The sequence below is a fragment of the Rodentibacter genomosp. 1 genome (assembly GCF_001999285.1).
Taxonomy (GTDB): domain Bacteria; phylum Pseudomonadota; class Gammaproteobacteria; order Enterobacterales; family Pasteurellaceae; genus Rodentibacter.
Genome location: NZ_MLHN01000011.1, coordinates 149,386 through 175,335 on the forward strand (window position 1 = coordinate 149,386; position 25,950 = coordinate 175,335).

Below are 25,950 nucleotides of genomic sequence, written 5' to 3' on the forward strand. Positions count from 1 at the left end.
TAAAACTCAGTCAAAAACGACCGCACTTTTCACATCATATTTTAAGGAGGCAAAAGTCATGAAAGGCACCATTCCACGCCCATTTATTGATGATTTGTTAACAAAATCCAATATTGTTGATGTGATAAACTCTCGTGTGAAACTGAAAAAAGCCGGACGAGATTATCAAGCCTGCTGTCCCTTCCATCATGAAAAAACGCCTTCTTTCACGGTAAGCGAAAAAAAACAGTTTTATCATTGTTTCGGCTGTGGTGCGCATGGTAACGCAATTTCCTTTTTGATGGATTATGACAAGCTTGAATTTGTTGAGGCCATTGAAGAGCTTGCTGCCATGGCTGGGTTAGAAGTGCCTTATGAAAAGCGGGCAAACTCAACTCATCAACGTCCCCAAATCAGTTATCAGACCAAACGTAATCTATATGAATTGATGCAAGAGATCGCGCGTTTTTATCAAACACAGCTGCCCTTAAATATTCCTGCGCAGCATTACTTGCAGCAACGTGGTCTATCCCCCGAAATTATTGCCCGCTATCAAATTGGCTTTGTGCCGAATACACCTGATTCTGTATTACGCAAATTTGGCTTCAATCGTGAAGAACAACAAAAATTGCGCGATCTGGGTATGCTATCACAGAATGAGCGAGGTCATGTTTACGATAAATTCCGCCACCGAATTATGTTCCCTATTCGAGATAAACGTGGGCGTACCGTAGCGTTTGGCGGTCGGGTATTAGGTGATGAAAAACCCAAATATTTAAACTCACCGGAAACCCTTACCTACCACAAAGGCAAAGAACTCTATGGCTTATATGAAGCCTTACAACATAGTGATGAGCCACCAAAATTATTGGTGGTCGAAGGCTATATGGATGTAGTGGCATTAGCACAATTTGGCGTAAATTATGCGGTTGCGTCTCTCGGCACGTCCACCACATCAGAGCAAATTCAGCTTCTTTTCCGTGCCACAGAACAAGTGATTTGCTGTTATGATGGCGACCGAGCAGGACGGGATGCCGCATGGCGGGCGCTGGAAAATGCGTTGCCTTATTTAGAAGATGGGCGGCAAATTAAATTTATTTTCCTACCCGATGGTGAAGATCCCGATACCTACATTCGCCAATACGGCAAAGAAAAATTTGAAGAATATATCGAAAGCGCACAATCGCTCACCGATTTTCTCTTTGCCCACTTAAACCCACAAGTGGATTTTTCTACGAAAGAGGGACGCAGTAAATTAGTCGCCCTCGCTTCCCCTTTAATTCGCCAAATTCCGGGCGAAGCATTACGGTTATCTTTACGCAATACATTGGCACAAAAGCTTGGTATTTTTGATGAATCACAACTGGAAAGTTTAATTCCTAAACAAGCAACCTCCCCGGTATCCATAAAAGGTGATAGCCAACCTAAAATGAAACAAACACCAATGCGAATTGTCATTTCTCTTTTATTACAAAATACGCATTTGGTTAATCGTATTACTGAAGCCGGACTCACCGCATTGAGAGGCGAAGCCGGTTACGAGCTGTTGGAAAAATTGACCGCACTTTGTCGCTCAAGGGAAGGCATCACACTGGGGCAAATTCTCGAACATTTTCGCGATACGGAATACTTTCGCCCCCTTGAAATCTTAGCGACATGGGAGCATTTACTGGACGATAAAGAAATCATTAACGCCTTTTCACAAAATTATCGCCGTTTGAATATTCAAGCTATTGAACGCGATATTGCAATGCTTATTGCAAAAGAGCGATCCGAGGGATTAACGGAACAAGAAAAACAAGTGCTGATTACACTCATTACGGGTAAAGAAGAACAGAAAAAACAGTTAGTTAATCCTCAATAACAATGGTAAAATCTCCCGCTAAAACGAGAAATTTCATCCATAAAAACACGACGACATGGGTATAAACATGGAACAAAATCAACAATCTACTGCGGAACAATATTCAGAACAAATTGAACAATTAATGGAATTAGGCCGAACGCAAGGTTACTTAACCTATGCAGAAATCAATGATTTACTGCCTGAAGATGTGGTCGATCCTGAATACTACGATAAATTACTCCAAACCTTGCAAAATGATGCAGGGATTCCTGTGTTGGATGAAGCACCGGAAAGCGATGATATGATGTTAAACGACACCATTCCAGATGAAGATGCCGTAGAAGAAGCGACACAAATTCTTTCAAATGTCGAATCGGAAATTGGTCGCACAACCGATCCGGTGCGTATGTATATGCGCGAAATGGGAACGGTTGACCTATTAACACGTGAAGATGAGATCAGCATTGCCAAACGAATTGAAGAAGGTATTGATGAAGTTCAAACTTCCATTGCTGCTTATCCTGAAGCCCTCAATGATTTACTCGACCAATACAATAAAGTAGAAGAAGGCAATGTTCGCCTTGCTGATCTCATTTCGGGTTTTGTAGATCCTAATGTCGTCACCGAAGAAACACCTGAATTATCAGATACTTTTGATGAAGATGATGAAGATGATGAAGACACACACACAACGGACGTTAATATTGACGATAATGAAGAGGAAGAAGAGGATAACGATTCAGCAACAGATAGCTCTGATACCGATAATAGTATCGATCCTGAAGTTGCACGTGAAAAGTTCACTGAACTCAAAACACAACATACTAAAACCTTAGCTGCAATTGCTAAACATGGACGTGATCATAAAAAATCACAGGAACAAGTCGTTTTACTCGCTGAAATTTTCAAACAATTCCGCCTTGTACCAAAACAATTCGATTTACTTGTTTTATCTATGAAAAATATGATGAAGCGAGTGCGCGCCGAAGAGCGCCAATTACAAAAAGTGTTAGTTGATATTGCCGGTATGTCAAAAGAAGAATTTGAAAAAATCATCATCACTTTTGGTAGTAGCGATACATGGCTGGATAAAGCCTTAAAATCTTCTAAACCTTGGGCAAAACGTTTACCAAAATATGAGGAGCGCATCCGCCAAGCTTTAGCAAATTTAGCTATTTTTGAACAAAGTTCAAACCTCACCGTCCAACAAATGCGCACCATTTGCGATGCGGTGTCTCGTGGTGAACAAAAAGCCCGTCGAGCTAAAAAAGAAATGGTAGAAGCCAACTTACGTTTGGTTATTTCTATCGCTAAAAAATACACAAACCGTGGCTTACAATTCTTGGATTTAATTCAAGAAGGTAATATTGGCTTAATGAAAGCGGTTGATAAATTTGAATATCGCCGAGGCTATAAATTCTCCACTTATGCGACTTGGTGGATTCGTCAAGCCATTACTCGCTCTATTGCCGATCAAGCGCGTACGATTCGTATTCCTGTTCATATGATTGAAACGATCAATAAACTCAACCGTATTTCTCGTCAAATGTTGCAAGAAATGGGACGTGAAGCCACGCCGGAAGAATTGGCAGAACGGATGGGTATGCCGGAAGATAAAATTCGTAAAGTATTAAAAATTGCGAAAGAACCAATTTCTATGGAAACCCCTATCGGTGATGACGATGATTCACATTTAGGTGACTTTATTGAAGATAGCACTCTTGAATTACCGTTAGACTCTGCTACCGCACAAAGCTTAAAAGTGGCGACTCATGAAGTGCTAGAAGGTCTCACACCACGTGAGGCGAAAGTATTACGTATGCGTTTTGGTATTGATATGAATACGGATCATACCCTTGAGGAAGTGGGCAAACAATTTGATGTAACCCGTGAGCGTATTCGCCAAATTGAAGCTAAAGCCTTGCGTAAACTTCGTCATCCTAGTCGTTCAGAAACTTTGCGTAGTTTCTTGGATGAATAGTTATATTCAATAAAAATCGTTTTGTGTGAAACAGTGTTTTACACATGCTACATTCTCATCTGTATCCCAAAGGTTGCATAACCAACCGATTAAGATACAGATTTTTTTCAGTGTTATATGGCAAATACACAAAACAAAATTTCTACAGATAAACCAAACATCAAATTTGTGTAATAACAACATGTCGGATTTTCAAATATGCTTTTTGGCTTTCATGACAATATTTTTCTCGACATCAAGCACTTCTACGACATCTAACGAACCCGATTTAATTCGCCACTTAATATTAAATTCATAAAGGCTAATTCCGTAAATACGTTCACTTAGCTTACCCTGCCGGTAGGCTGGACGGGGATCTTGCTCAATGACCTCACGAATAAAACGTCCTAAGTGCGGTCGTTTTTCTTCAAGTTTTTTCACCACACTTTTAGCGTGCTCAGTAAATTCCACATGAAGTTTTGACTGTGGTTTTTCTTGTGCAAAACCTGATTTTGCATAGGGCTCACTATCCGCATAGGCAATATAAGGTTTGATATCGAAAATCGGTGTTCCATCCACCAAATCCACGGCCCCTAAATGTAGAAATACATTTCCGTTTAGACATTCCACCTTACGCAATTCCACTTTTGACAATCCCAATGGATTTGGACGATGCGTTGCCCGTGAGGCAAATACCCCTACCCGCTGATTTCCCCCTAAACGTGGCGGGCGAACTTTTGGCTGCCATTTTCCTTGTTGAATTTGATCAAATTGAAAAATTAACCAGAGATGGCTAAATTGTTCTAGCCCTTGCACCGCCTCCGGTAAATTATAAGGAGGAAGTAGCTCGACAATACCGACACCGTCTTGCACTAAATCAGGTTGACGTGGAACAGAGAATTTTTCTTTATAAGGGGTATGGATAATGGCGATGGGAAAGAGGGTTAAGTCATTCATAAATACCTGAGATTAATGTAGAATACACCACCTATTGTAATCAAAAGTGCGGTCAAAAAAAATGACAAATGAAAAATTGAAAATGTGGTGGGAAACGGCGCGCCCAAAAACATTACCGCTCGCATTAGCCTCTATCTTCACGGGCTCAGCCCTTGCTTACCGGGCAAAGCCTGAGACATTTAATGTTTCGATAATGGTACTTTGCCTGCTGACAACGATCTTATTACAGGTACTCTCAAACTTTGCCAACGACTATGGTGATCACCAAAAAGGTTCAGATACAGAAGAACGTATCGGTCCATTACGAGGTATCCAAAAAGGGGGGATTTCAGCCGTTGAATTAAAATGGGGCTTAATCTTAATGATTGTTGCAAGTTTTATTTCCGGCAGTTTTTTGATTGGCATCGCTTATGAAAACCTCACCGATCTCTTAGCCTTTGCTCTACTTGGCATTTTAGCAATTATTGCTGCCATTACTTATACCGTAGGAGCAAAACCATACGGCTATATGGGCTTAGGCGATATTTCCGTTTTAGTGTTTTTTGGCATACTTGGCGTGGGGGGCACTTATTACTTACAAACACACAGCATTGACAACCACATTATACTACCCGCTATCGGCTCAGGTTTACTTGCCAGTGCTGTCCTAAATATCAATAACTTACGAGATATTGAACAAGATGCCAAAGCCGGTAAAAATACTCTTGCCGTTCGTTTAGGGGCACATAAAGGGCGTATTTACCACTGTATTCTATTAAGTTTCGCTACGCTGTGTTATTTACTATTTACATTCAAAACCGCCACCTCTTGGCTCAATTATTCATTCTTACTTGCTTTTCCATTACTCGCTAAACAGGCTGTTTTTGTTTATCGTAGCCAATCCCCCGCGGCACTACGTCCAATGCTGGCACAAATGTCAATGATCTCACTCTTTACCAATCTACTTTTTAGTTTGGGCTTGCTTATCGGCTAAATCAGCATATACTAAGTAGCATCTCAACATTTAATAGGGGAAATTTATGTTTATTGATACTTCGGAACTTTGCGATCTCTATGCGGATCAAGTCGATGTGGTAGAGCCAATTTTTTCAAGTTTTGGGGGGGCGAGCCATTTCTTTGGTAAAGTCACCACCGTAAAATGCTTTGAAAATAATGGGCTTATTGCTGAGGTATTAGAAGAAAATGGTGAAGGTCGCGTATTAGTGATAGATGGTGGTGGTGCAGTGCGTCGTGGTTTAGTTGATGCCGAGCTCGCACAACTTGCTGCAGATAATGGTTGGGAAGGAATTATCGTTTACGGAGCCGTTCGCCAAATCCAACAATTAGAAAATATTGATATTGGTATCCACGCCCTTGCGCCAATTCCGGTCAGTGCAGATGAAAACCAAACAGGAGAAATTGATATTCCCGTTAATTTCGGAGGCGTAACATTCTTCCCTGAAGATTATATTTATGCGGATCTCACGGGTATCATCCTCTCCCAAGAAGCGCTTGATTTAGATGATTTCGAGGAAGAATAAATAAAGGCTATCCTAGATAACCAAATAGGCAAAAAAAAACGGCTTATGCCAATGCATAAGCCAAAGTCTTTTAAAAACCAACCACACTTTAAAAAAATAAAATACTTCCCCACACGACACCTACAATGCAAAGTGCAATAAAGACAGCAGCGGAACCTTGATCTTTGGCTCTGCCGGAAAGTTCATGGCGTTCGGTACCGATGCGATCGACCACTGCTTCAACGGCGCTGTTTAATAATTCCACAGCCATAACAAGTAAAACAGATGAAATCATTAAAGCGATTTCGATTTTAGTCTCTCCCAAAAAGAAGGCTAGCGGGATTAAAATCACCGCAAGAAAGCATTCGTGGCGAAAAGCAGTTTCGTTCTTAAACGCACTTTTTAAGCCTTGAAGAGAATATTTTGTGGAATTGATTAAATGGGTTAACCCGGTTGTTTTGTACATAAATTTACCTATAAGCGTTTTGCTTCAATCACGTCATCCAACTTTGCCAATCTTGCTAAGATTTTGCTTAAACTTTCTACATTATGAAGTTCAATCTCCATATCAATAGTTGCTATCTGTTTTTTAGTATCAGCTCTGCTGGACACCCCCAATACACTGATTTTTTCATTCGCAAGCACAGTGGTGATATCACGTAGTAATCCGTTTCTATCGCTTGCGACAATCCGAATATTAATATGGAATCCTCGAGCATAGTTTTCCCCCCAGATGGAATCCACCACTCGTTCCGGGTGTGCCGTTTGTAGCTCTAAAAACTGTTCACAATCACTGCGGTGAATAGAAATCCCCCTCCCCATTGTGATATAACCGACAATGGCATCGCCCGGAATAGGTTGGCAACAACGGGCAATATGATGCATTAAATTCCCCACCCCTTCCACGATCACGCAGCCGCTCTTTTCTGTATTTTTTTGCTGAGAATTCACCGCACTTTTGGTTGCGACATGACGCAAAATTTCTTGATCGGCTTGCTCGGCGCTGACTTTGATAAGCTTACTTTGTAAAAAGTTCACCAAATGATTGAGACGAATATCGCCACTGCCAATTCCCGCATAAAGATCCTCTAGATTTTTCAAGTTATAACGAGGCAGAGCGTAAGGTTCTACTTGCTTGATACTCAGATTTAAACGAGCTAACTCATTATCTAGCAATTCTTTTCCTGCCGGCACATTTTTATCACGATCTTGCTTTTTAAACCATGCCTGAATTTTTGATCGAGACTTCGCCGTATGAGTAAAACCTAAATTAGGGTTGAGCCAATCACGGCTTGGATTCGGATTTTTCTGGGTAATGATGTCAATTTGATCGCCCATTTGTAACTGGTAAGTAAAAGGGACAATGCGTCCTCCTACTTTTGCGCCAATACAACGATGGCCAATTTCACTATGAATCGCATAGGCAAAATCAAGGGGGGTTGAACCGGCAGGCAAATCTACAACTTCACCTTTTGGGGTGAACACATAGACACGATCATCAAATACTTGGCTTCGTAATTCCGCCATCACTTCGCCGGAGTCGGTAATATCATCTTGCCATGCGAGTAATTTACGCAACCATGCAATTTTTTCTTCATAAGCGGATAAACTGCCGGTAGTGCCTTCTTTATATTTCCAGTGTGCTGCCACACCTAACTCCGCATCATCGTGCATTTGTTGGGTGCGAATTTGCACTTCAATCGGCTTACCGCCTTTTCCTAGCACAACGGTATGAATAGACTGATACCCATTTGGTTTAGGATTAGCAACGTAATCGTCAAATTCTTTTGGCAAATGTTTAAAATGGGTGTGAACAATACCTAATGCGGTATAACAATCTTGTAATTTTTGAACGATAATTCTCACCGCTCTTACATCGTATAGCCCACTAAATTCCAGGTGTTTTTTCTGCATTTTACGCCAAATGCTATAAATGTGTTTTGGGCGTCCATACACTTCGACACAGTCAATATTTTCACGCAGATAACCACTTAATTCTTGTACAAAATCCGCAATATAATGTTCACGATCAAGACGACGCTCTTGTAATAATTTGGCGATAGCACGATATTGTTCCGGGTGTAAATAACGGAAACAATAATCCTCCAGCTCCCATTTAAGCTGCCCAATCCCTAAGCGATTTGCCAATGGGGCATAAATATTAGAACATTCTTTGGCGGCAAGCACTTTTTCTTCTTCAGAACAACGATTTTCAGCATCACGTAAGAAGGTAATGCGTTCGGCAAGCTTGATAATGACGCAGCGGAAATCATCCACCATCGCAAGCAGCATACGGCGTACATTATCCACCTGTAAGGCATTGGCTGAATGGCTAGCGTTAAGCTGACGGATATTATCCATCTCTTCCACGCCTCGAAGTAGTTTCGTGATTTTCGTGCCAAACTCTTCCTTTAAGGCTTCCCAATCCACTAAACGATTCGCCACCGCCGGGAACAACATTGCCGTGATAAGACTCTCGGTATCCATATTGAGTTCGTACAAAATCTCCACCATTTCCACACCGGATTGGAGTGTCAATGTGGCATTTTTCATTTCATCAGGGTGGCGTTCCATCAAATTACGTACATAGTACCACGCCTCAACCAGACTTCTTTCCGTCTGTTCAGCAAGCTTTAATGCTGCACACCATTGTTCAATCACAAAATCTTGCGGATTTAACAAATGAGAACCACGAACAGCAACCATAATACCCCCTTGTTGATGAAGAAAAGAGCAACCTCCTGTTACTCCATTTTAGCCCAGTCATTGTAACAGAATAACCTACTTATTTTGTAGAAAATAACGTGAGAGATTCCAAATGCCCCGTATGAGGAAACATATCAATCACCGCACTTTTTTCAATTTTATAGCCAAAGCTGCGTAGAATTTCTGCATCACGTACCAAGGTAGTCGGGTTACAGGACACATAAAGGATTTTTTCTGCTTTTAACTCACACAATGCATTCAGGGCAAATGCCGCGCCGCTCCGTGGTGGATCAAGCAAGATCTTGTTGAAACACTGCATTGCCCAAGGCTGATTGATAAAAGATTGGTCAAGATTTGCTTGAAAAAATTCAATATTATTGATCTGATTACGTTCAGCATTTTGTTTGGCTTTTTTCGCCATGTCAAAAACGCCTTCAATTCCCACCGCACTTTTCACTCGTTTTGCCAAAGGAAGCGTAAAATTACCCATTCCGCAAAATAAATCTAACACACGATCTGTTGGTTGAAGATCAAGCCAATCCAGTGCTGTTTGCACCATGATTTCATTTAGCGTACGATTAACCTGAATAAAATCCTGAATATCAAAATGAAATTTCGTGCCATCGGAAAATTGATAATAAGGTAAGTCTTCACAAGCTTGTTCAATGCCCTCATCACTTTGTAGAAAAAGCATTAAATTTTCTTGCTCGGCAAAATTCAACAATAAAGTGCGGTCAATTTCGGTGAGATTTCCAGTATAGCGCAATAGCATTGCTACCCCATTATCTGCCACGACTAACTCAATATGTCCAAGTTGTTTTTGGTTGGAATAACGTCCTAAAAGTGCGGTCAATTTTGGTAGTAAATAATTGATGGCAGGTTCCATCACGTCACAGTGTTCGACTGCAATCAAATCATGGGAATTTTTCTGGCGAAATCCCATGTCAATGTGCTTGGTTTTAGGATTAAACCATAAACTTAAACGTACCCGACGGCGATATTGCCAAGGTTCACCACAAATCATCGGTTGAAAATCAATAGGTTCTTGCTGAAGCCTTGTCAAGCGTTTAAACAGCGCTGACTGTTTAACTTTACGCTGCATTTCAACAGGGATATGTTGGGCTTGACACCCGCCACAACGCCCGAAATAAATACATTGTGGCGAGACACGAAGCGAGCTTTTCTCAAACCATTTTGTTACCACAGCCCGACCATATTGGCGTTTTTCTTCCAACACAGTACATTCCACTTTCTCTTGTGGTAGGACATTTTCGATAAACCAAGTTTTACCATTAATTTTTGCCACGCCTAGACCTTGGTAATCCAGCTCAATAATTGTTGCCGTGATCTTTTTTGGCTTATTGAGTTTTTTCTGTGGCGTATAAAGCAGTACCATTATTTTAAAAATAAAATATTTTGAGTGAATAATTCCCGGCTTTTTAGAGGTTTATCACCGAGGTAAGGTTTAAGTGCTATGCGAGTGAAGCGTTTCGCTGCCTGGCGTACAGCTTCATCGGAAAAATCAAGGGCTGCAAAGGCTATCAGATCTCGCCCGTAAAAAGTGAGATTATCTTTCACCAATGAGGCGATAAAGCCCTTCTCCTCACGGTAGCGGTAAGTCATTGCCGGTTCCACCGGCAGCCCCGAGCCGACACAATGCAGAAAATCCACACCATAGCCGAGAATTTGCAGTAAGTTAAATTCAAATAAACGCAAGCAAGGTTCGACATTTGATTCTGTAGCCAAACTCGTTAAGCATTTTAAATAATGTTGAAATAAAGGTGAATTTGCCGTTTCCGGCTCAATAACTCGGGTGAGCAACTCATTCACATAAAACCCACTATAAAGTGCGGTCTGTTGTAAAGGTAAAGTGATCGCAGCCGGTTCTGCTTTGGTAAGCGTTTTCAGACCACCTTTTCCCGTCCAACGTAATAATAAGGGCGTAAAAGGTTGCAAGACAGATTTCCAAGTTGAACGTTTCGCTCTCGCCCCTTTTGCGATGACAGTGAGACGACCGCTCTCTTCCGTGAATAAATCCACTAATAAGCTGGTTTCGCTATAAGGTCGGCGGTGTAACACAAAACCACGTTGGAGTTCGGTTTGCACGTATTATTTACTCAATGAGGGGGCAGAAGATTTCAAAACACATTGCTCAGCCAAAATGTCACCAAGACTGTTTTTTAGGGTACTAAAATCATTACGCTCTAACCATGTCCAACGAATATTTCCGTAATTCTTGCCACGTTCTGAAATCATTTGAGTGAGTTTTTCCGTAACTTGATTAAAGGTTATGGAAACTTGTTTCAACATTTTCTTATTTCGTTTCTGTGCACTGTATACGACACGAACTTCCTTATCATCTTTGCAGAAATACAATTTTGCCGAGCCGATTTGTGAGGCTTTATCAACCTTCTGCACAGCCATCTTTTGTGGAGATTGCTCACTTAATAATGGACTATGAGCACACCCACCAAACAAAAGTGCGGTCAAAATAAACAATGTTTTTCTTAGCATAATCCTTCACCAAAAGGAAACAAAAAGGGCGAAGATTCGCCCTTACAATTATTTTCTGAATTGATATGATCCGTCAGCCTGACGTACAAACTTAGTGCCATTAGATAAACGCAACTCACTGACTCGGCCTTGCCCATTCAGGGAAACTTGGACTTTATCTCCCGGCTTAAAGCTACTCAAAACATTGCCCGCTCCGTTTGCTTTTGTCATCGCATTCACGTCTGAAATATTCAAATTGTGATCACGGAATACTTGCATAAGAGAAACACCTTTCGGTACGATTAAGGTTTTACTTGCACCGTTTGATGCCACTTTTTCTGCATTAGTCACAGGTTTTGCTTCAACAATTTGAACTTTGCGTTCATTTTTCACTGTCGCTTTTGTTTCTTGAACAGGAGCTTTTCTTGCCAGTTCGGTTTTAGGTTGAACCGATTTCGCTGTTGGTTTTTCTACGATTTTACGTTCTTGAGTAACAGCTTTAACCCCATCATGTTTGACGGTTTCACGGACGCTGCCAACGGTACGTTCAACTTGTTTAACCGATTCGGGACGAACAGGGGCGACAGGAACGGGCTGAGAAACCCTCTCATTGACGGATGATACGGCCCCCGTCTCTTTTGTCGAGTCTGTTGCCACTTTTTGATCGCCAACATATTCCATTTTACCCGGCTCAGAAGTATTAGATTCAGACTGCATTTGTGGCTCTGCAATCGGTGTGCTTGCTTGTAGCGCCGAGATATTGTCTAACACCGTGGTTTCTACCGGTTGAGACTGATCTAAAGACTGGAATTGTACCGGAATCTCATTGTTATTTTGTAATTCAAAAGATTCCACCGTATCGGAATTCGGTTTTAACGCAAAAAACACGATTAAAAGTAAAACTAGCGCTAGAATCGCAACAAAGAGACGACGGTGTTTTTCCGGTAAAATTTGAAGAATTTTCCATTTTTCAGGGCGCTTTAACGCTGTAGTTCCCGCATCTAAGCTTTCTTTTGCCTGTTCGGTGACCGAAACGACACTGTCCTCCATTTCTTCCACTTTCGCTTGAACCGTTTCGCTCACCGGTTCAATCGTGGATTCAGCCTCTTTTGCAACACTTTCAGCCGTTGTTTCAACTTCTGTTGCCAACGTAGAAGATTGGCTAGGCTGAAGGGGATCTTGCTGTGTGTGGCTTTCACCAAATGTCGGTTCTTTACGCACATGAAATTGGGTTTCAGGCTGCTCTTTACGCCCAAATAATCCTTTTGCTTTATCAAATAAAGATTCGTTTGAATGAACCGGTTTTCTTGGTGTAATTGAATCTGCTTGGCTTAACCCAAGCTCAAGTTCGCCTTGTGATTTGTTATCGTTTGATTGATTGCCATTCATAGAATTCACGATTACCTCAGTTTAATAATTATTGGCCGTTTTTTATTGTTATCGCCACGCACAAAAGTGCGGTGAAAAAATTGCGTGTATTCTATCGGATCTTATTCAGCGTATAAAGTCTTATTTGGCTCACCTGCAATCTCACGAGCAAGTTTAGGCACAAGATAACCGGATGTAAGTGATTGCAAGGTTTTATAAATCACCATAGCTTGTTTATCACTGATTAAAAAATGACTTGCCCCTTGTACCTTATCCAATAAATGTAAGTAATAAGGTAAAATCCCTATTTGAAATAATTTATCACTAAGTTTTTTCAAAATTTGTGCATCATCATTAATGCCTTTCAACAAGACGGATTGGTTAAGGAGCGTTATCCCTGAATGACGAAGTTTTTTCATCGCATAGTCTAAAGGCTCATCAATTTCATTAGGGTGGTTAATATGAGTCACCAATACCGCTTGTAAACGGCTATTCGCCAAAATATGACAAAATTCATCGGTGATTCGCTGTGGAATCACCACTGGCAAACGAGTATGAATGCGTAAACGTTGTAAGTGCGGTAGATTTTCGAGACGTTTTATCAACCATTCCAACTCGTGATCTTTCGCCATCAGCGGATCGCCACCGGAAAAAATCACCTCTTCAATTTCATCATGTTCGGCGATGTAATCCAGCGCCTGTTGCCAACTTTGTTTATTCCCCGGATTTTCATCGTAAGGAAAATGACGACGAAAGCAATAACGACAATTCACCGCACAACCGCCTTTCACCATAAACAAAAGACGATTGCCATATTTATGCAAAATATTCGGCACAGCATTGGCATTTTGCTCCTCAAGAGGATCCGTTGAAAATCCTTCAGCCTGCACAAATTCTAAATCGGAACACATCACTTGCAAAAAAAGTGGATCGTTCGGGTTACCTTTTTCCATCTTTGCGACAAAAGGATGAGGAACCCGAAGAGCAAAAAGTTTACGGGCATTTAACGCCTGCTCAAAATCCTTTTCCGGCAACTCAAGGAGTTTTAGCAATATTTTAGGATCAGAAATCGCATGTTTTAGAATCGCGAGCCAATTTTGTTCTTCTCTAAGAACGGGATCTTGAGTTAGAATACGCACTTTTAAAACTGTCTCTATTTTTAGGATATTTAATATGGCTACATATACTACCAGTGATTTCAAACCGGGTCTAAAATTTATGCAAGATGGCGAACCTTGCGTGATCGTTGAAAATGAATTTGTCAAACCGGGAAAAGGTCAAGCATTTACCCGTACCCGTATTCGTAAATTAATTTCCGGCAAAGTGTTGGATGTAAACTTTAAATCCGGTACTTCTGTTGAAGCAGCTGACGTTATGGATCTTAACTTAACCTATTCATACAAAGACGATGCATTTTGGTATTTTATGCACCCTGAAACCTTCGAGCAGTATTCTGCCGATGCAAAAGCAGTGGGAGATGCAGAAAAATGGTTATTAGACCAAGCAGATTGTATCGTTACTCTATGGAACGGTGCACCAATTACCGTAACACCACCAAACTTCGTTGAATTAGAAATCGTGGATACCGACCCTGGCTTAAAAGGTGATACCGCTGGTACCGGCGGCAAACCGGCAACCCTCAGCACCGGTGCAGTCGTAAAAGTGCCTCTATTCGTTCAAATTGGTGAAGTAATTAAAGTGGATACCCGTTCGGGCGAATATGTTTCCCGTGTGAAATAATCCTTTTTTAAGATAAAAAGAGCGGTCAAAAAATCTCATGAATTTTTGACCGCTCTTTTGTTTTTAAAATCTACACTCCAAAAAACAGATAAATAGTGGTAGCATTGGATTAGAAATGAGCAAAGCCTTCTAAGGAATATTATGACACTCACACAACGATACAAACAAGCTGCTAAGGAAGCGAGATGGGCATTAGGGCTCAGTTTCTTATATGTGATCGGTTGGTGTTTATGCGCTTACTTACCAAAAGAAACTTTAGGTCCAATCGGTTTCCCCCTTTGGTTTGAGCTTTCCTGCATCTATTTACCGATTTTGTTTATCGTTGTCGGCTATTGGGTCATCAAAATTGTCTATCTGGATATTTCCTTAGAAATCAAAGATAAGGGCGATAAGCAATGAATCTCGGCATCATTCTTCCTTTAATCATCTATCTCACTTTTGTATTTGGGGCGGCGATCTATGCTTATGTGAAGCGAACAAAAGGCGATTTTTTAACAGAATATTATGTCGGAAATCGCTCAATGACAGGTTTTGTGCTTGCCATGACCACTGCCTCTACCTATGCCAGCGCCAGTTCTTTTGTCGGGGGGCCGGGAGCTGCCTATAAATATGGGTTGGGTTGGGTATTGCTAGCCATGATCCAAGTGCCTGCCGTATGGCTTGCTTTGGGCGTATTAGGCAAAAAATTTGCTCTCCTTTCAAGAGAAACGAACGCCCTCACCATCAATGATCTTTTCTTGTATCGCTACAAAAATAAATACCTTGTTTGGATTTCAAGTCTTGCCTTATTACTCGCTTTTTTTGCGGCGATGACCGTGCAATTTATCGGTGGTGCACGATTACTTGAAACGACCATTGGAATTTCTTACACGCAGGCGCTTTTACTTTTCGCCTTCACTGTGGGGATTTATACGTTTATCGGCGGCTTCCGTGCCGTGGTGCTGACTGATACCATTCAAGGCACCGTGATGATTATCGGTACGGTGATTTTACTAGGCGGAACCATTTATGCTCTTGGTGGCGTAGAAAGTGCGGTCAATAAATTAACCGAAATTGATCCTGCCTTAGTCAGCCCTTATGGACCGAACAATATGCTCGGTTTTCAATTTATGGCTTCATTTTGGGTGCTCGTCTGTTTTGGTGTGGTAGGATTACCACACACAGCGGTGCGTTGTATGGCATTTAAAGACAGTAAAGCTCTGCACCGCGGGATGTTGATCGGCACCATTGTGCTTTCTTTAATTATGTTCGGAATGCACTTATCCGGTGCATTAGGGCGTGCGATTATCCCTAATTTAACCATTGCGGATCAGGTTATCCCCACCCTCATGTTGCAAGTTCTTCCACCTATTGTGGCAGGGATTTTCTTAGCCGCCCCGATGTCTGCCATAATGTCCACCATTGATGCACAGCTGATTCAATCATCATCAATTTTTGTCAAAGATTTATATCTTTCTGCCAAGCCAAATGCGGCTAAAAATGAGAAAAAAATCAGCTATTTTTCTTCCATTATTACGCTGATTTTAACCGCACTTTTAATTCTTGCTGCTCTTAATCCGCCAGATATGATTATTTGGCTGAACTTGTTCGCTTTTGGAGGATTGGAAGCCGCCTTTTTATGGGTTATCGTGTTAGGAATTTATTGGGATAAAGCCAATGCTTACGGGGCATTAAGCTCAATGATTGTCGGCTTAGGCAGTTATATTTTACTCACGCAACTCAATATGAAACTGCTTGGATTCCATCAAATCGTGCCGGCATTAACATTCGGTTTAATCGCATTTTTAGTGGGGAATAAATTGGGTGAGATCCGTATGAAAAAACAGCGTAAAAAATCACCGCACTTGAGGAATTAACCGACATTATGTGGCAGGGACACAGACCTGAAATAAAATCAAATTTTTAATATGCTATTACTGGACACAAGATATGTGTCCCTACAAATAAACAAAAATAATGCTCTATCAAATTATCGCCTTGCTGCTTTGGAGCAGTTCACTCATCGCAGCCAAATTCACTTATTCGATGATGGATCCCGTGCTTGTCGTCCAAGTGCGGTTAATTATTGCAATGATTTTCGTCTTTCCCCTCTTTTTACGTCGTTGGAAAAAAATTAGCTATCCCATGAGAAAACAATTGTGGTGGCTCGCCTTTTTTAACTATACCGCCGTTTTCTTATTACAATTTATCGGCTTGAAATATACTTCTGCTTCCAGTGCGGTCACGATGATTGGGCTAGAACCTCTTCTTGTCGTATTCGTTGGCCATTTCTTTTTCAAAGACAAAGCAAAATGGTTCCATTGGCTCTTCGGTGGTCTCGCATTTTTAGGCGTTGCCGTGATGATTAATGGTGGACAACACCATGAAGGGATCAATGAAATTAGCTTATTTGGTTGTTTATTAGTGTTATCGGCAGGTATTATTTTTGCCTGTGTGTTGCGTTGGACACAATCTATTGTCGCCAAAATATCTACTCAAGCCTATACTTCAGCAACCCTTGTATTAGGTACAATCACCACATTGCCCTTCACCTTAGTGTTAACTGAAAACTGGGAAATTCATTTGAATGGATACGGTATCATCGGATTATTTTATCTCGCTATCGGTTGTAGTTGGCTCGCTTACTGGCTGTGGAATAAGGGGCTAAATAGTGTAGATGCCAACCTTTCCGGCGTTTTAGTCTCTCTTGAGCCCCTATTTGGTATTTTATTTGCAGTTTTATTACTTGGCGAAACGCTTTCATTTTCAACCGCACTTGGCATCACAATCATTATGTTTGCCACACTTGGTTCGACATTACTGCCGAAATTTTTGAAAAAATCGGTATAATGCACGCCATATTCACCCAATAATGAACATATAGCAACTGCATAAGCTTGGTTTATCTGTAGGGACACACTGCGTATGTCCCTTATAAAACCAATTTATTTCAATATGTTACGGACATACGCATGTCGTGTATCTCTACGTTTTATTGACATTCTTATTCGTGCATTTGCTATAAATATCGTAAACAAAGGAAAAATATATGGCTTGGATTCAAATTCGCCTAAACAGCACAAATGAAAAAGCAGAACAAATCAGTGATTTTTTAGAAGAAATCGGTTCGGTGTCCGTCACATTTATGGATAGCCAAGATACGCCGATTTTTGAACCTTTACCGGGTGAAACCCGCCTTTGGGGTAATACGGATGTGATAGCGTTATTTGATGCAGAAACCAATATGACGGAAATTATTGATTTGCTAAAACAAGCAGGGCATTTAGATGAAAATACCGCCTACAAAGTTGAACAAATTGAAGATAAAGACTGGGAGCGGGAATGGATGGATAATTTCCATCCTATGCAATTTGGTAAACGTTTGTGGATTTGTCCAAGTTGGCGTGAAGTGCCGGATGAAAATGCGGTCAATGTCATGCTTGATCCCGGCCTCGCATTTGGTACCGGTACACACCCTACTACAGCCCTTTGTTTAGAATGGTTAGACGGATTAGATCTGGAAGGTAAAACAGTAATTGATTTTGGTTGTGGTTCAGGCATTTTAGCCATCGCCGCATTAAAGCTAGGCGCCAAGAACGCAATTGGAATTGACATCGATCCTCAAGCTATTCTTGCCAGCCGTAATAATGCGGAGCAAAACGGTGTGGCGGCTCGTTTACAACTCTTTTTATCTGATGAGAAACCGGAAAATCTAAAAGCTGATGTTGTTGTTGCCAATATTCTCGCCGGCCCATTAAAAGAGCTTTATCCGGTGATTAGTCAGCTTGTAAAAGAAAACGGCGAGCTTGGCTTATCCGGTATTTTAGAAACCCAAGCCCAATCTGTGTACGAAGCTTACACACAAACGTTTACTTTAGATCCTGTATCCGTGCGTGAAGAGTGGTGTCGTATTACAGGTAAATTAAAAAACCATTAATTTCTTTTTGTCAATCAAAAAAAGTGTATTTTTTGAACAAATTTCACTTTGCAAACTAGGGTAAAATGCGTATGATAGCACGCCTTATCGGTTGTCGCCCCTATTCAATGATAATAGTGGTGACGATAATGGATTTAGGTTGGTTTAGGTGGTAAAGATAAAATGCGAATCGGTTCATACCAGTTAAAAAATCGTGTTTTACTCGCCCCAATGGCTGGCATTACCGATAAGCCCTTTCGTCGTCTTTGTACACATTATGGTGCAGGGCTCACATTCTCAGAAATGATGTCCGCCAATCCGCAAGTTTGGCATACGGAGAAATCTAAACTTCGTTTAGCCCATAGTGATGACTTAGGCATTAATGCCGTGCAAATTGCAGGTTCCGATCCATTAGAAATGGCACAAGCTGCTGCTATTAATGTGGAATACGGCGCAGAAATTATCGACATCAATATGGGATGTCCCGCTAAAAAGGTAAATCGCAAGCTCGCAGGCTCAGCCTTATTGCAATTTCCTGAATTGGTAGAAAACATTCTACGGGAAGTGGTCAATGCCGTTAATGTACCTGTTACTTTAAAAATTCGCACTGGCTGGGATAAATCCCATCGAAATTGTATACAAATCGGTAAAATTGCCGAACAATCGGGTATTCAAGCTTTAACGATTCATGGGCGGACGAGAGAATGTCTGTTTGAAGGTGAAGCTGAATACGACAATATTCGTGCAGTCAAAAGCGCTATTTCAATTCCAGTAATTGCAAATGGCGATATTGATTCTGCTGAAAAAGCAAAAACAGTGCTTGATTATACAGGTGCTGATGCAATTATGATCGGTCGTGCTGCACTCGGTAATCCATGGCTATTTCAAGCAGTAGATGCCTTCATTGAGCATGATTCGATAATTCAAACGCCGAGTCTAAGTGAAAAGTGCGGTCAAATCTTGCATCATATTAAAGAATTACATCAATTCTATGGTGAGCAAAAAGGTTATCGTATTGCACGTAAACATGTAGCTTGGTATTTACAGGGAATTCAACCCAATTCCGTTTTTAGACAGACTTTTAACACAATCAGTGATCCTAAAGAGCAGCTTATTGTGTTGGAAGAGTTTTTAAATTCAATTTTGGATAGAGAGAAATGTTAGAACAACAACGTAGTCCATCTGAAGCATTAACCGTTTCAGTTTTAAACGCTCAATCACAAGTAACCAATAAACCATTACGTGATTCTGTTAAACAAGCATTACGTAATTATTTATCACAATTAGATGGTCAAGATGTGAATGATCTTTACGAATTAGTATTATCGGAAGTTGAACACCCTATGTTGGATATGGTTATGCAATATACCCGCGGTAACCAAACTCGTGCTGCTAATATGCTTGGTATCAATCGTGGCACCTTACGCAAAAAATTGAAAAAATACGGTATGGGTTAATCAAATTCCTCCGATAAATTAATGCTAAAAATTGCCTACTTAACTCAAGTAGGCTTTTTTCTTCCATTAAAAAACAAGTCATCCAACCCCATTATTTCTCTTCATAATCAGTCGGCTAATAGGCATACTCATTGGGGAATTTCTCTATTCATGCTATCCTAAGCAACTTTTTCAAAAAATATGACTGTTATGACACAAAACCACTTAAGCCAACAACGATTTTCAGATCTTGCTTTACACCCTATCGTGTTAAAAGCATTGCAAAATAATAAATTTGAATATTGCACACCTATCCAAGCCCTTTCACTGCCGATCACATTGAAAGGCAGAGATGTTGCCGGACAAGCGCAAACCGGTACGGGTAAAACCTTAGCTTTTTTAACGGCGACTTTTCACCATTTACTCAATAATCCCAAAAATAGCATTCGTTACAATCAACCAAGAGCCCTCATTCTGGCTCCAACTCGTGAACTTTCGGTACAAATTAGTCATGATTCAGAGTTGTTTACAAAAACAACCGGATTAAAAACCGCACTTGCTTATGGTGGCGAGGGCTATGACAAGCAATTACAAGCCATTGAACAGGGTGTAGATATCTTAATTGGCACAACAGGACGCGTGATTGATTATGTCAAGCAAGGGATTATTCATTTAGATCAAATTCAAGTGGTTGTATTAGATGAGGCAGATCGAATGTTTGATCTCGGTTTTATTCGCGATATTCGTTATTTACTGCGTAAATGTCCTGTGCCTCAACATCGTCTAACGATGCTCTTTTCTGCCACGCTTTCTTACAAAGTGCGGGAGCTTGCTTTTGAAGATATGAATACTCCGGCATACATCGAAATTGAGCCGGAACAAAAAACCGGGCATCGTATTAAAGAAGAATTATTTTATCCATCAAATAGTGACAAAATGGCATTATTATTGACACTCATTGAGGAAGAATGGCCGGATCGCTGTATTGTGTTTGCCAATACTAAACATAGGTGTGAAGAAATTTGGGGCTATTTGGCGGCTGATGGACATCGGGTAGGATTACTAACCGGTGATATTGCACAGAAAAAGCGCCTTTCTTTGTTAAAACAATTTACTGATGGTCAGTTAGATATTCTCGTAGCCACCGATGTTGCTGCACGAGGTTTACATATCTCGGATGTTACCCATGTCTTTAATTATGATTTACCGGATGATCGTGAAGATTATGTCCATCGCATTGGACGTACCGGTCGTGCCGGTGAAAGTGGGGTTTCTATTAGCTTTGCATGCGAGGAATATGCGATGAACTTACCGGCCATTGAAGAATATATCGGGCATTCAATTCCTGTCAGCCAGTATGATTCGACTTCTCTATTAAATTTACCAAAACCACTTCGGTTGAAATCAAAATTTAACAATCATACCCGCACGCTATCAAGAAATCATCGCACCTATTGATAATGAATTTTATAAACAAAAAAGCAGAGATAAAACTCCGCTTTTTTTATCCATTATTGTAAACTAAAACGAATAGGAACAGAAAGTTTGCTTGCAAGGCCTGTCGGTTTAGGGCCTACCGGTTTTGCGTTTTGCACGGCTTTCAATGCCGCATTATCTAGACTCTCATCACCCGAGGATCTCACAATATTTTCACCACTCAACACACCATCATGCCCGATATTAAACGATATGTGAACAATACCTTGTTTACGCATCATTTTAGCCCTTGTCGGATATTGTTTACGGCGCTCAATTTCACGATATAACGCAGCCTTATAAGTAGCAATTTCATTCGTATTTGAGCCACTTCCAACCATATTGGACTGAGTATTGACCATACTGGTACTCGTCGCCTTTGAACTTACTGAAGAGGCAGAATTTATATTACGTTCTCCAACCGGTAAATTTTTTGACAAGGTTTGCCCTTTTTCTTTAGGCTTCACCTCTTTTTTAGGTTTTTCTTTTTGTGGTTTTACCTTATCTTTTGGTTTTTCCGGCTTTCTCTCCGGCTCTTTTTTCTTCTCAACTTCAGGTTTCTTAGTTGGATCAGCAATAATCTCCTTTTTCAATAGTTCGGGTTCAGCTTTTTGAGGTAATGGTTCCGAAGACGATTCCTCCACACGCATCCCCTGTATCATTTCCATAGAAATACTGGTTGCTAATTCACCTGCATGACTATTCGCACTATCATTTCCTTTATGCCAGTTCCACAATAATACACTTACAACCGCCCCATGAATAAAAAGAGAAATAAGTAAACCTAAAAATGAACGTTTAACTTGTTTCATTGCTTTTCCTATTTCGTCGCTGCTTCCGCTATTACAGATTTTGAACTACTCCCTCTATCCTTCATTGATACGATTGCCACATTCTTAATTTCATTTTTGGCCAGTAAATCAGTAATATTAACAAAATCTTGAAAGCTCGCTTCTGCATCAATTTTTAATGTTACTTTTTGTGCTTTATTCCAATGATTAACTTCCGTTTCTAGCGCCTCCCGAGAGATAGGTTTATCATTAAAATAAAGCTCACCTTTCTGAGTAACCGTTACAAGTTTCGCAAGTTCATCAGATTTAAACGCAACAGCCGTACTCGCTTTTGGTACATTAACTTGAATTTTACCCTGTGAAATAAACGAAGCCGTAATTAGTACAATCGCTAACAGCACCAACATAATATCAATGAAAGGAATAATATTAATTTCATCAAATCTCTTCACGATTATTCCTTATCTTTTTGTGAATTTAATACTTTCCACTTTAAGCGGTTTACTTCAATCTTACGATTTAAGCCGTTATAAAAAATCATTGAAGGGATAGCGACTAAAATACCAAGAGCCGTCGCCTTTAATGCTAAAGAGAGGTGTAGCATAATTTCACCGGCATCAACATCGCCTCCCCCCTGACCAATTTGATAAAACGTCAATAAAATACCAATGACCGTACCTAATAAACCAACATAAGGTGCATTTGCCCCTACTGTTGAAATAATAGTCATATTTCGATTCAAATCGATATCTAAAGCATGGATATTAGCGTATTTACTTACATTTATTTTAGTTAAGAAAATAAAGCGCTCAATAACCATGGCAAGCATAAGAACGCTCATAACAAGTAAAAGCCCGATAATGATGTAGTCACTGTACTGTTGTAAAAATTCAAAAAGTTGAGGCATTTCCTATCCTTAAAAAACAATTGAGAATTGATTTCAATTAGATTACAAATTCTAACAAAAGGAAAAGAGATCGTAAATACGAATTGGATAAACACGGGAATTTTTAACCGCACTTTTTTAATGCTGATCCCGTTCCCATAGTTCTGCATATTTCACAAATGTAGAGTGGGCAGACAGTGCTGCGAGTAGAAAGCCTTGCTTTCCATCTAAGAAACCAGCTTTCAAAATATACATTTTGACAAAACAGGCAATAGCATGGCTTGAACCTTGCCAGAGTGTCGCCTTTTTATTTTTTGCTTGGCGTTGGTCTGCCCAAGCTTTTGCATAATTGGCTGATTTCACGAGATAGTGATGAATGCTTTTATAAGTGAAATGTTGTAAATCACCTTCCAATTTTTCAACACGGGTATGGCTTGGATAGCGAACTTTTTCATGTACTAATGAGTCATCATAGCCAGCATAATCTGTACGATATAAACGTACTACGTAGTCAGGGTACCAACCCGAATGACGAATTTCACGTCCAAATACTTCGCTGACCCGTGGGATCTTAAACACGGTATTTTCTGCATTTTGTTGCACCGCCTGTTTAATTGAGGCCTGCAATTCAGGCGTCACCCGTTCATCGGCATCCAACCAAAATACATAGTCACAGGTAACATATTGTTGAGCGATCTGACGTTGTTTACCAAAGCCGGGCCAGTCGGTATTCTCATAAAATTTTGCCCCATAGCTTAGCGCAATTTCCTTTGTATTATCGGTACTGCCTGAATCTAAAATGATGATTTCATCTACCCAATCTTTCACTGTATCTAGGCACAATGCAAGATCTTTAGCTTCATTTTTTACAATCATCGCAATACTAATTGTTGGCATATTCTGATCCTTTTTTTGCTATACTACCCAAAATTTTTTCCAGTATAACCGAATTTAATCTATGTGGCGTTTTTTTTATACCGGCATAATGTATTTGAGTCTACCCTTGCTACTTTTCTTTATGTGGATAAGAAGTTTCAAAGCTCCTAACTATCGTAAAAGATTAGGCGAGCGATATGGGTTTTATGGAAATTTGGCTCGCCCGAATGCAAACGGTGTGATTATTCACGCAGCATCTGTTGGAGAGGTGATCGCCGCGACACCTTTAGTTCGTCGTATTCAACAGCACTACCCCGATTTACCTATTATTTTCACTACAGTGACGCCAACAGGATCTGATCGCGTGAAAGATGCCTTTGGTGATACAGTGAATCACTACTATTTACCCTATGATATTCCTTGGGCAATCAATCGTTTTATTGATTTTGTTCAACCCAAACTTTGTATTGTGATTGAAACAGAACTTTGGCCGAACTTAATTCAACAACTATACCGACATAGTGTGCCGTTTATTGTTGCAAATGCCCGTTTATCCGCTCGTTCTGCAAAACGCTATGATAAGGTACGACGACACTTACAGGGAATGTGGTCGCAAATTAGCTTAGTTGCGCCCCAAGATAAAATCAGTGAGAAACGTTTTATCGATTTGGGTTATCCAAAAGAAAAAATTAATCTGACCGGTAATATCAAGTATGATTTAACCGTCAGCCAGACCTTGCTTGAAAAAATTCAAATATTGAATGAGCAATGGGGGGGAGAGCGTCAAATCTGGATTGCAGCAAGTACACACGAGGGCGAAGAAGAAATGATTTTGCAAGCACATCGTCAGTTGCTGAGAAAATACCCTAACTTACTTTTACTCCTCGTCCCTCGCCATCCGGAGCGGTTTAATTCAGTCGCCATGTTAATTGAAAAAGAAAAATTTCAATTTATTCGCCGCTCCTCCGGTGAATTGCCCAATGCCAATACCCAAGTGATTTTGGGCGATACCATGGGCGAAATGATGCTGATGTATGGTGTTTCTGATATTGCTTTTGTTGGGGGAAGTCTTGTCAAGCACGGGGGACATAACCCTCTTGAACCCTTGGCATTTAAGATCCCGGTTATTAGTGGGAAACATACCTTTAATTTCCCTGAAGTGTTTAGAACACTCGTAGAAGTGCAAGGCGTATTGGAAATTAATTCAACTGTTGAGGCATTAGAGCGAGCCGTTGAGTCATTACTTGACTCAAAAAAGGTGTGTTTGCGTTTAGGTCATTCAGGTTATGAAGTATTAATGGAAAATCGGGGCGCATTATCGCGTTTATTTGATTTATTAAAGCCTTATTTGGAGCGTAAAGTATGACAACGGTGATTTACCCTGGCACTTTTGATCCTATCACAAACGGGCACTTGGATATTATTGAGCGAAGTGCGGTCATTTTTCCCAAAGTTTTCGTGGCGGTGGCGAATAGCCCGAGTAAAAAGCCGTTATTTTCTTTGGATGAACGCATTGAACTTGCCCGACAATCCGTTGCACATTTAGCGAATGTTGAAGTCTTTGGTTTCTCCGATTTGTTGGCGAATGTCATTAAAGCCCGTAATGTTGCGGCGATTATCCGTGGTGTGCGAACGACAACCGATTTTGAATACGAACTCCAGCTCGCTTCCCTTAATCGACTACTTACAAACGGCGTTGAAAGTCTTTTCTTTCCACCGACTGAAAAATGGGCGTTTGTCTCATCCACTATCGTGCGTGAAATTTATTTACATGGTGGAGATGTGTCTGAACTTGTACCACCAGCTGTCTTCAATGCCTTGCAAGAACGATGCCAAAAATAGCCTTCATTTTAACCGCACTTTTTGCCCTATCCGGTTGTGGTACCGTGGTGAAATTGGTTGATCCTTCAGAAGACTATACTGCCTATGCCGGTGTCGCCTATGATCTGGAAATGATGAAACAATGGGGCTTACCGATTTTGGATTTGCCTCTCTCCTTTTTACTCGATACTGTTTTACTGCCCTACGCATGGGCTCAATAA

General features: G+C 40.6%; 27 protein-coding genes. 15 read left to right on the forward strand and 12 right to left on the reverse strand.

Translation table 11 applies throughout. The annotated features are described in order from the left end of the window. Positions 1 to 58 precede the first annotated feature (58 nt). Both dnaG and rpoD read left to right on the forward strand, forming a co-directional pair. A complete protein-coding gene (gene dnaG / locus BKK54_RS07750) occupies positions 59 to 1,843 on the forward strand; it encodes a DNA primase (RefSeq protein WP_077542527.1) in 1,785 nt (594 codons plus the stop codon). 67 nt (positions 1,844 to 1,910) lie between these two features. Continuing rightward, on the forward strand, positions 1,911 to 3,806 hold the full coding sequence (rpoD, locus tag BKK54_RS07755) for an RNA polymerase sigma factor RpoD (protein ID WP_077542528.1): 1,896 nt from the start codon (positions 1,911 to 1,913) through the stop codon (positions 3,804 to 3,806). Positions 3,807 to 3,998: 192 nt separating this feature from the next. Here rpoD and tsaA read toward each other — a convergent pair whose 3' ends face one another. Continuing rightward, positions 3,999 to 4,742, reverse strand: a complete 744-nt coding sequence (tsaA, locus tag BKK54_RS07760; protein ID WP_077542529.1) for a tRNA (N6-threonylcarbamoyladenosine(37)-N6)-methyltransferase TrmO — start codon at positions 4,740 to 4,742, stop codon at positions 3,999 to 4,001. 61 nt (positions 4,743 to 4,803) lie between these two features. Here tsaA and BKK54_RS07765 point away from each other — a divergent pair, with 61 nt between their 5' ends. Next, complete coding sequence (locus tag BKK54_RS07765; protein ID WP_077542530.1) at positions 4,804 to 5,715, forward strand: 1,4-dihydroxy-2-naphthoate polyprenyltransferase; 912 nt, start codon at positions 4,804 to 4,806, stop codon at positions 5,713 to 5,715. A gap of 46 nt (positions 5,716 to 5,761) precedes the next feature. Next, entirely contained in the window at positions 5,762 to 6,262 is a 501-nt protein-coding gene (gene rraA, locus BKK54_RS07770; protein WP_077542531.1) for a ribonuclease E activity regulator RraA, read from the forward strand. A gap of 88 nt (positions 6,263 to 6,350) precedes the next feature. Here rraA and BKK54_RS07775 read toward each other — a convergent pair whose 3' ends face one another. The 7 genes from BKK54_RS07775 to epmB all read right to left on the reverse strand — a co-directional run bounded on the left by BKK54_RS07775 (position 6,351) and on the right by epmB (position 13,947). Then, positions 6,351 to 6,707, reverse strand: coding sequence for a diacylglycerol kinase (locus BKK54_RS07775; protein ID WP_077542532.1), 357 nt, complete (start codon positions 6,705 to 6,707; stop codon positions 6,351 to 6,353). 8 nt (positions 6,708 to 6,715) lie between these two features. Continuing rightward, positions 6,716 to 8,947 carry a GTP diphosphokinase gene (relA, locus tag BKK54_RS07780; RefSeq protein ID WP_077542533.1) on the reverse strand — a complete coding sequence of 744 codons (2,232 nt, stop codon included), beginning with the start codon at positions 8,945 to 8,947 and terminating at the stop codon, positions 6,716 to 6,718. A gap of 79 nt (positions 8,948 to 9,026) precedes the next feature. Then, positions 9,027 to 10,343: a 23S rRNA (uracil(1939)-C(5))-methyltransferase RlmD gene (gene rlmD, locus BKK54_RS07785; protein ID WP_077542534.1), complete on the reverse strand. Its 1,317-nt coding sequence runs from the start codon at positions 10,341 to 10,343 to the stop codon at positions 9,027 to 9,029. Continuing rightward, a complete protein-coding gene (recO, locus tag BKK54_RS07790) occupies positions 10,343 to 11,053 on the reverse strand; it encodes a DNA repair protein RecO (RefSeq protein ID WP_077542535.1) in 711 nt (236 codons plus the stop codon). The genes rlmD and recO overlap by 1 nt, the downstream gene beginning before the upstream one ends. A gap of 3 nt (positions 11,054 to 11,056) precedes the next feature. Further along, positions 11,057 to 11,461, reverse strand: a complete 405-nt coding sequence (locus BKK54_RS07795; RefSeq protein ID WP_077542536.1) for an MliC family protein — start codon at positions 11,459 to 11,461, stop codon at positions 11,057 to 11,059. 48 nt (positions 11,462 to 11,509) lie between these two features. Next, positions 11,510 to 12,829, reverse strand: coding sequence for an opacity-associated protein OapA (oapA, locus tag BKK54_RS07800; RefSeq protein ID WP_167366622.1), 1,320 nt, complete (start codon positions 12,827 to 12,829; stop codon positions 11,510 to 11,512). A gap of 101 nt (positions 12,830 to 12,930) precedes the next feature. Next, complete coding sequence (epmB, locus tag BKK54_RS07805) at positions 12,931 to 13,947, reverse strand: EF-P beta-lysylation protein EpmB (protein ID WP_077542538.1); 1,017 nt, start codon at positions 13,945 to 13,947, stop codon at positions 12,931 to 12,933. Between the two features lie 34 nt (positions 13,948 to 13,981). Between epmB and efp the strand changes: the two genes are divergently transcribed. The 8 genes from efp to rhlB all read left to right on the forward strand — a co-directional run bounded on the left by efp (position 13,982) and on the right by rhlB (position 21,337). Then, on the forward strand, positions 13,982 to 14,548 hold the full coding sequence (efp, locus tag BKK54_RS07810; protein WP_005635150.1) for an elongation factor P: 567 nt from the start codon (positions 13,982 to 13,984) through the stop codon (positions 14,546 to 14,548). A gap of 141 nt (positions 14,549 to 14,689) precedes the next feature. Further along, entirely contained in the window at positions 14,690 to 14,947 is a 258-nt protein-coding gene (locus BKK54_RS07815; RefSeq protein ID WP_077542539.1) for a YhdT family protein, read from the forward strand. Further along, complete coding sequence (gene panF, locus BKK54_RS07820) at positions 14,944 to 16,404, forward strand: sodium/pantothenate symporter (protein WP_077542540.1); 1,461 nt, start codon at positions 14,944 to 14,946, stop codon at positions 16,402 to 16,404. The genes BKK54_RS07815 and panF overlap by 4 nt, the downstream gene beginning before the upstream one ends. A 100-nt stretch (positions 16,405 to 16,504) precedes the next feature. Then, entirely contained in the window at positions 16,505 to 17,377 is an 873-nt protein-coding gene (locus BKK54_RS07825; RefSeq protein ID WP_077542541.1) for a DMT family transporter, read from the forward strand. Between the two features lie 199 nt (positions 17,378 to 17,576). After that, the gene (gene prmA, locus BKK54_RS07830) at positions 17,577 to 18,464 is read left to right on the forward strand and encodes a 50S ribosomal protein L11 methyltransferase (RefSeq protein ID WP_077542542.1); all 888 of its coding nucleotides are present in this window, start codon (positions 17,577 to 17,579) and stop codon (positions 18,462 to 18,464) included. A 162-nt stretch (positions 18,465 to 18,626) separates the two neighbouring features. Further along, positions 18,627 to 19,607 (forward strand): tRNA dihydrouridine synthase DusB, encoded by a 981-nt coding sequence (gene dusB, locus BKK54_RS07835; protein WP_077542543.1) that lies wholly within the window; start codon positions 18,627 to 18,629, stop codon positions 19,605 to 19,607. Next, on the forward strand, positions 19,601 to 19,900 hold the full coding sequence (gene fis / locus BKK54_RS07840; RefSeq protein ID WP_077414529.1) for a DNA-binding transcriptional regulator Fis: 300 nt from the start codon (positions 19,601 to 19,603) through the stop codon (positions 19,898 to 19,900). The genes dusB and fis overlap by 7 nt, the downstream gene beginning before the upstream one ends. A gap of 189 nt (positions 19,901 to 20,089) precedes the next feature. Continuing rightward, positions 20,090 to 21,337: an ATP-dependent RNA helicase RhlB gene (gene rhlB, locus BKK54_RS07845; protein ID WP_077542544.1), complete on the forward strand. Its 1,248-nt coding sequence runs from the start codon at positions 20,090 to 20,092 to the stop codon at positions 21,335 to 21,337. 53 nt (positions 21,338 to 21,390) lie between these two features. On the opposite strand, the gene BKK54_RS07850 is transcribed toward rhlB, so the two are convergent. The 4 genes from BKK54_RS07850 to BKK54_RS07865 form a co-directional block, all read right to left on the reverse strand. Beyond that, positions 21,391 to 22,167, reverse strand: coding sequence for an energy transducer TonB family protein (locus tag BKK54_RS07850; RefSeq protein WP_077542545.1), 777 nt, complete (start codon positions 22,165 to 22,167; stop codon positions 21,391 to 21,393). A gap of 8 nt (positions 22,168 to 22,175) precedes the next feature. Continuing rightward, on the reverse strand, positions 22,176 to 22,598 hold the full coding sequence (exbD, locus tag BKK54_RS07855) for a TonB system transport protein ExbD (RefSeq protein WP_077542546.1): 423 nt from the start codon (positions 22,596 to 22,598) through the stop codon (positions 22,176 to 22,178). Between the two features lie 2 nt (positions 22,599 to 22,600). Next, complete coding sequence (gene exbB / locus BKK54_RS07860; protein ID WP_077542547.1) at positions 22,601 to 23,053, reverse strand: TonB-system energizer ExbB; 453 nt, start codon at positions 23,051 to 23,053, stop codon at positions 22,601 to 22,603. Positions 23,054 to 23,170: 117 nt separating this feature from the next. Then, positions 23,171 to 23,929, reverse strand: a complete 759-nt coding sequence (locus tag BKK54_RS07865) for a glycosyltransferase family 2 protein (protein WP_077542548.1) — start codon at positions 23,927 to 23,929, stop codon at positions 23,171 to 23,173. A gap of 61 nt (positions 23,930 to 23,990) precedes the next feature. Between BKK54_RS07865 and waaA the strand changes: the two genes are divergently transcribed. Genes waaA through BKK54_RS07880 form a run of 3 tightly spaced genes read left to right on the forward strand, consistent with a single transcriptional unit; the run spans position 23,991 to position 25,950 of the window. Beyond that, on the forward strand, positions 23,991 to 25,274 hold the full coding sequence (gene waaA / locus BKK54_RS07870) for a lipid IV(A) 3-deoxy-D-manno-octulosonic acid transferase (RefSeq protein WP_077542549.1): 1,284 nt from the start codon (positions 23,991 to 23,993) through the stop codon (positions 25,272 to 25,274). Further along, on the forward strand, positions 25,271 to 25,750 hold the full coding sequence (gene coaD / locus BKK54_RS07875) for a pantetheine-phosphate adenylyltransferase (protein ID WP_077542550.1): 480 nt from the start codon (positions 25,271 to 25,273) through the stop codon (positions 25,748 to 25,750). The genes waaA and coaD overlap by 4 nt, the downstream gene beginning before the upstream one ends. Then, complete coding sequence (locus BKK54_RS07880; protein ID WP_077542551.1) at positions 25,738 to 25,950, forward strand: YceK/YidQ family lipoprotein; 213 nt, start codon at positions 25,738 to 25,740, stop codon at positions 25,948 to 25,950. Before coaD ends, BKK54_RS07880 begins: the two co-directional genes overlap by 13 nt.

Excerpts from the sequence above, each read along its gene's own strand:
- fis (WP_077414529.1), top strand. The coding sequence starts at position 19,601 with ATGTTAGAACAACAACGTAGTCCATCTGAAGCATTAACCGTTTCAGTT.
- rpoD (WP_077542528.1), top strand. The coding sequence starts at position 1,911 with ATGGAACAAAATCAACAATCTACTGCGGAACAATATTCAGAACAAATT.
- rraA (WP_077542531.1), top strand. The coding sequence starts at position 5,762 with ATGTTTATTGATACTTCGGAACTTTGCGATCTCTATGCGGATCAAGTC.
- BKK54_RS07795 (WP_077542536.1), bottom strand. The coding sequence starts at position 11,461 with ATGCTAAGAAAAACATTGTTTATTTTGACCGCACTTTTGTTTGGTGGG.
- waaA (WP_077542549.1), top strand. The coding sequence starts at position 23,991 with ATGTGGCGTTTTTTTTATACCGGCATAATGTATTTGAGTCTACCCTTG.
- coaD (WP_077542550.1), top strand. The coding sequence starts at position 25,271 with ATGACAACGGTGATTTACCCTGGCACTTTTGATCCTATCACAAACGGG.
- dusB (WP_077542543.1), top strand. The coding sequence starts at position 18,627 with ATGCGAATCGGTTCATACCAGTTAAAAAATCGTGTTTTACTCGCCCCA.
- rhlB (WP_077542544.1), top strand. The coding sequence starts at position 20,090 with ATGACACAAAACCACTTAAGCCAACAACGATTTTCAGATCTTGCTTTA.
- efp (WP_005635150.1), top strand. The coding sequence starts at position 13,982 with ATGGCTACATATACTACCAGTGATTTCAAACCGGGTCTAAAATTTATG.
- BKK54_RS07880 (WP_077542551.1), top strand. The coding sequence starts at position 25,738 with ATGCCAAAAATAGCCTTCATTTTAACCGCACTTTTTGCCCTATCCGGT.
- BKK54_RS07765 (WP_077542530.1), top strand. The coding sequence starts at position 4,804 with ATGACAAATGAAAAATTGAAAATGTGGTGGGAAACGGCGCGCCCAAAA.
- exbB (WP_077542547.1), bottom strand. The coding sequence starts at position 23,053 with ATGCCTCAACTTTTTGAATTTTTACAACAGTACAGTGACTACATCATT.
- BKK54_RS07815 (WP_077542539.1), top strand. The coding sequence starts at position 14,690 with ATGACACTCACACAACGATACAAACAAGCTGCTAAGGAAGCGAGATGG.
- dnaG (WP_077542527.1), top strand. The coding sequence starts at position 59 with ATGAAAGGCACCATTCCACGCCCATTTATTGATGATTTGTTAACAAAA.
- panF (WP_077542540.1), top strand. The coding sequence starts at position 14,944 with ATGAATCTCGGCATCATTCTTCCTTTAATCATCTATCTCACTTTTGTA.
- relA (WP_077542533.1), bottom strand. The coding sequence starts at position 8,947 with ATGGTTGCTGTTCGTGGTTCTCATTTGTTAAATCCGCAAGATTTTGTG.
- BKK54_RS07825 (WP_077542541.1), top strand. The coding sequence starts at position 16,505 with ATGCTCTATCAAATTATCGCCTTGCTGCTTTGGAGCAGTTCACTCATC.
- BKK54_RS07865 (WP_077542548.1), bottom strand. The coding sequence starts at position 23,929 with ATGCCAACAATTAGTATTGCGATGATTGTAAAAAATGAAGCTAAAGAT.
- rlmD (WP_077542534.1), bottom strand. The coding sequence starts at position 10,343 with ATGGTACTGCTTTATACGCCACAGAAAAAACTCAATAAGCCAAAAAAG.
- oapA (WP_167366622.1), bottom strand. The coding sequence starts at position 12,829 with ATGAATGGCAATCAATCAAACGATAACAAATCACAAGGCGAACTTGAG.
- BKK54_RS07850 (WP_077542545.1), bottom strand. The coding sequence starts at position 22,167 with ATGAAACAAGTTAAACGTTCATTTTTAGGTTTACTTATTTCTCTTTTT.
- prmA (WP_077542542.1), top strand. The coding sequence starts at position 17,577 with ATGGCTTGGATTCAAATTCGCCTAAACAGCACAAATGAAAAAGCAGAA.
- BKK54_RS07775 (WP_077542532.1), bottom strand. The coding sequence starts at position 6,707 with ATGTACAAAACAACCGGGTTAACCCATTTAATCAATTCCACAAAATAT.
- tsaA (WP_077542529.1), bottom strand. The coding sequence starts at position 4,742 with ATGAATGACTTAACCCTCTTTCCCATCGCCATTATCCATACCCCTTAT.